The sequence below is a fragment of the Sphingomonas sp. 66-10 genome (assembly GCF_001897045.1).
In the GTDB taxonomy this organism is placed as follows: Bacteria; Pseudomonadota; Alphaproteobacteria; order Sphingomonadales; family Sphingomonadaceae; genus Sphingomonas; species Sphingomonas lycopersici.
The window spans coordinates 9,741-13,564 of the sequence record NZ_MKRR01000071.1 but is presented as its reverse complement, the minus strand read 5'-3'; the positions used below and the strand labels follow the sequence as shown (position 1 = coordinate 13,564).

Below are 3,824 nucleotides of genomic sequence, written 5' to 3'. Positions count from 1 at the left end.
CCTTGGCGAAGCTCGGCACGACGAACGCGCCGCCGAAGCCCATGATCGGCGTCGTGATGCCGGCCGCCCGGATCCCCTTCACGATCAGCGACGCGTCCGCGGGCGATCCGCTGATCAGGATGAGGTCGGCCTTCTGCGCGGCGATGCGCGTGATGATCGGCGTCGCGTCGGTGATGCCGGCCTGGTAGAACGTGGGTGCGTCCGCCGCTGCGCCCGCCGCCTTGAACGCGGTGACGGCCGCGTTGATCTGGGTCGTGTTCGCGACGTCGTTGGGGCCGACGCCCGCGACCTTGGTGAACGTCACGCCCACCGACTTCGCCGCGGCGACCATGTAGTCGGTCGCCGCCTTGCCGATGACGCTCGACTTCGGCGGTGCCTGGAAGTAGTACTTGTAGCCGCGCTGTGAGAGGGCGTCGGCCCACGACTGGGTGAGGATCGGGACCTCGCTCTGCTCGGCGACCGTGCTGACCGTCGTGGTCATGTTGCTCAGCCACGCTCCGATGAGGCCGACCGCACCGTCGCCGATGAGCTTGGAGGTCGCGCTCGTCGCGGTGCCGGCGTCGGCAGAGCTCGTGTCGCCGGCGACGATCTTGAGCTTCGCGCCGCCGAGGGACTTCATGCCGCCGGCCTTGTTGATGTCGTCGGCGGCGATCTTCATGCCGTTGAGGCTGTTGTTGCCGAAGTCTGCCAGGGGGCCGGACAGCGGCAGGGGCGCACCGATCTGCACCTCGGACGGGCAGCTGGCGGCGCCGGCGCTCGGCTTGTCCTGCGTGGCGATCCCGCCGGAGCACCCGGCGAGGGCGAGTGCGGCGAGTGACGCTGCAGCGGCCAGAGCCGTCACGCGGCCCGCTCTGGTCGTCAGAAGGGATACCGACATCGTTGTGATTCCTCTCGGGTGGGTGCTCGCTGCGCTGCGGGGAACGCGACGCTGCGTCCGGTGGAGTCTATAAAGCAGAAAGCTCTTGGCACAATAGCTGTTTGCAGATAGCTTACTGTCAGACAGCATGAGCTCCGAGGAACGAGCCGTGCGATCCGACGATTCGCGAAAAGGACCATCAATGACGACTTCCGACGCCACCACCCCGTCCGTGATGCTCGAGCGTGGCGATGCGATGCGTCGCCGTGTTCTGGGCGACGCCCACGTGGAGCGCTCCCGCACCAACGCGACAGACTTCACGCGCCCGCTCCAGGAGCTCGTCACCGAGTACTGCTGGGGGGCGATCTGGAACCGACCCGGCCTCGAGCTGCGGGAGCGCAGCCTGATCAACCTCGCGATGCTCACGGCATTGGGCAAGATGGACGAGTTGGAACTGCACGTCCGGGGGGCCGTGCGCAACGGCCTGACCGCGGAGGAGATCCAAGAGGTGCTGCTGCAGACCGCCATCTACTGCGGAGTCCCTGCCGCGCTCGACGCCACCCGTCACGCGCAGGCCGTGCTGAACGAGATCGATGGCTGACCGCGTGCTCGGGCTCATCGGCCTCGGGCACATGGGCACGCCGATGGCCGAGCGCCTCGTCGCCGCCGGTCATCGCGTGGTCGGTTTCGACGCCTCGCCCGCCGGTCGCGAGGATGCGGCCGCACGCGGGATCGAGGTGCTGGCCGATGCCGGGCAGGTCGGGCGTGCGGCGCAGGTCGTCATCCTGATGCTGCCCAACAGCGACATCGTGGAGTCGGTCGCCGCGCAGCTCGCGGCCATCCCGGCCGCAGAGCGGGCGGTGTCGATCGTGGTCGACATGAGCTCGTCCGAGCCGGAGCGCACCCGGGCGCTCGCCGCGCGCCTCGCGGAGGACGGGATCGAGCTCGTCGACGCTCCGGTGTCCGGTGGCGTCGTCGGCGCCGTCGGCGGAACCCTCACGATCATGGTCGGTGGATCCGTCTCACAGTTCGACGATCTCGCCGGCATCCTGGATGCCCTCGGCTCGCGTGTGGTGCGCGCGGGCGACGTCGGCGCCGGTCACGCCGTCAAGGCGCTCAACAACCTCATGTCGGCGGCGCACCTGCTCGTCTCGGACGAGGCGGCGATCGCGGCGACGCGCTTCGGCGTCGACCCCGAGGTCTTCCTCGCGATCGTCAACACCTCGAGCGGACGCAGCGGATCCACCGAGCTCAAGCTGCCGCGCTACGTCGTCCCCGGCACCTTCGATTCGGGCTTCTCGGCCGCCCTGCTCGAGAAGGACGTGCGGATCGCCACCGCCCTCGGCAGGGGCCTCGGCCTCGACATGTCCCTCTCCGACGCCGTCCGGGAGCGCTGGGAGCAGCTCAACGCCGAGCTGCCGGCGGGGGCGGACCACACGGAGATCATCCGTCCGCTCGAGCGTCGCGCCGGGGTGGAGGTGCGGGATCAGTCCCGTGCCGACAGCAGCTCAGCGGCCAGCAGCGGCTCGGTCCCGGTCACGCCCACCGAGCAGTAGAGCGTCAGGTCCCCGGCATCCCGTCGGCCGGGCGCGGCGCCCGAGAGGACGGCGCCCAGCGCGGTGGGTCTCCGCGGCGAGAACCAGTCGTCGTCCGCCTCGACCTGTGCCGGCGCGTCGGTGACGATCGCGGTCGCCGCCTCGGCGATCCGCGGGTCGAGCTCGCTCGCTCCCGCGCGCTTGGGTCCCGTGCTGTTGACGTGCGCCCCCGGGCTCAGATCCTCGAGGCGTATCACCGGGGTGGTCGACGTCGTGGACAGGACGACCACCGGCTTGTCGGCCACCGCCTCCGCCGCCGTGGACACGGGGCGGCAGGGGATGCCGAGACGGCTCTCCACGCGGCGGGCGAAGTCGTCGCGGCGATCCGGTGACGGACTGAAGACGTCCACGCCGGCGATGGGTCGCACGGCGGAAGCGGCCCAGACCTGCCCCCACGCCATCCTCCCGCTGCCGACGACGCCGATCCGGTCCGCGCCGGGGGTGGCGAGTGCGTCGACCGCCACGCCGCCGAGGGCGCCCGTCCGGAGGATCCCGAGCAGCTCGCCGGTGACCACGCCGAGCAGTCGTCCGTCGCCGTCCCACACCGCGGTGAGCTGGTCGGACTGCGGACCCCAACCGCCGTAGGCCCGGAACCCGACCGGGCCCGAGCGCCGCCCGCCGGCACCGATCACCAGCGCCGTCGCGCCCGCCGGGAGCGCCGTCCGGGGCGTCGCGGTCATCTCGCCGTCGGCCAGGTCGAGAAGCGCCGCACGCATGATCTCGACGGCGCGTTCCGGGGTTGCGAGGCGTTCGACCTCGGTGTCGTCGAGCTGCCGGATCATGAGACCAGCAGGCCGCCGTCGACGGCGAGCAGGTGTCCGTTGACGAACGCGGCATCCTCCGACACGAGGAACGACACGGCGCCGGCGAGGTCCTCCGGTGTCCCGAGACGGCCGAGCGGCGTGTGGGCGCGGCGGAGCTCGTAGCCCGCGTCGTCGACGAGCGCGCGGGCTCCCTCGGTGGGCACGGCCCCGGGGACCACGGCGTTGACCCGCACGCCCTGTGCCCCCAGCTCGTTGGACATCTGCCACGTCAGGCTCGACACGGCGCCCTTGACGGCGGAGTAGATCGCGGCGCCCGCCGTCGCGCGGACGGCCGCCGGCGACGAGACGTTGACGATGCAGCCCGACGTCCGGCGCAGATGGGGGAGACTCGCCTGGGCCATCCAGACGACGGCCTTCAGCCCGACGGCGAGCATGCGGTCCACGGTCGCCTCGTCCATCTCCTCGAGGGCGCCGTAGCGGATCCACATCGCGTTGTTGACGACGGCGTCGATCCGCCCGAGCCGCTCGGCGACGGCGTCGATCGCCTCGACGACCGCTGAACGGTCCGCCACATCCAGTGCCAGCGCATCCGCGGCGCCGCCGTCGGCG

5 protein-coding genes are annotated in these 3,824 nt (G+C 71.4%); 2 read left to right on the top strand and 3 right to left on the bottom strand.

Translation table 11 applies throughout. The features are described 5' to 3' along the window. The coding region (locus BGN95_RS06695) for an ABC transporter substrate-binding protein (RefSeq protein ID WP_286772039.1) at window positions 1-877 on the bottom strand (877 nt) is incomplete at its 3' end. A 181-nt stretch (window positions 878-1,058) separates the two neighbouring features. On the opposite strand from BGN95_RS06695, the gene BGN95_RS06690 reads away from it, so the two are divergent. Then, window positions 1,059-1,457, top strand: a complete 399-nt coding sequence (locus tag BGN95_RS06690; RefSeq protein ID WP_286772038.1) for a carboxymuconolactone decarboxylase family protein — start codon at window positions 1,059-1,061, stop codon at window positions 1,455-1,457. Continuing rightward, a complete protein-coding gene (locus BGN95_RS06685; protein WP_286772037.1) occupies window positions 1,450-2,412 on the top strand; it encodes an NAD(P)-dependent oxidoreductase in 963 nt (320 codons plus the stop codon). Before BGN95_RS06690 ends, BGN95_RS06685 begins: the two co-directional genes overlap by 8 nt. Here the strand turns inward: BGN95_RS06685 and BGN95_RS06680 are convergent. Both BGN95_RS06680 and BGN95_RS06675 read right to left on the bottom strand, forming a co-directional pair. Then, window positions 2,343-3,233, bottom strand: a complete 891-nt coding sequence (locus BGN95_RS06680; RefSeq protein WP_286772036.1) for an ornithine cyclodeaminase family protein — start codon at window positions 3,231-3,233, stop codon at window positions 2,343-2,345. The two genes, BGN95_RS06685 and BGN95_RS06680, sit on opposite strands and share 70 nt — an antisense overlap. Next, on the bottom strand, window positions 3,230-3,824 hold a 595-nt coding region (locus BGN95_RS06675; RefSeq protein ID WP_286772035.1), incomplete at its 5' end, for an SDR family NAD(P)-dependent oxidoreductase. The genes BGN95_RS06680 and BGN95_RS06675, both read right to left, overlap by 4 nt.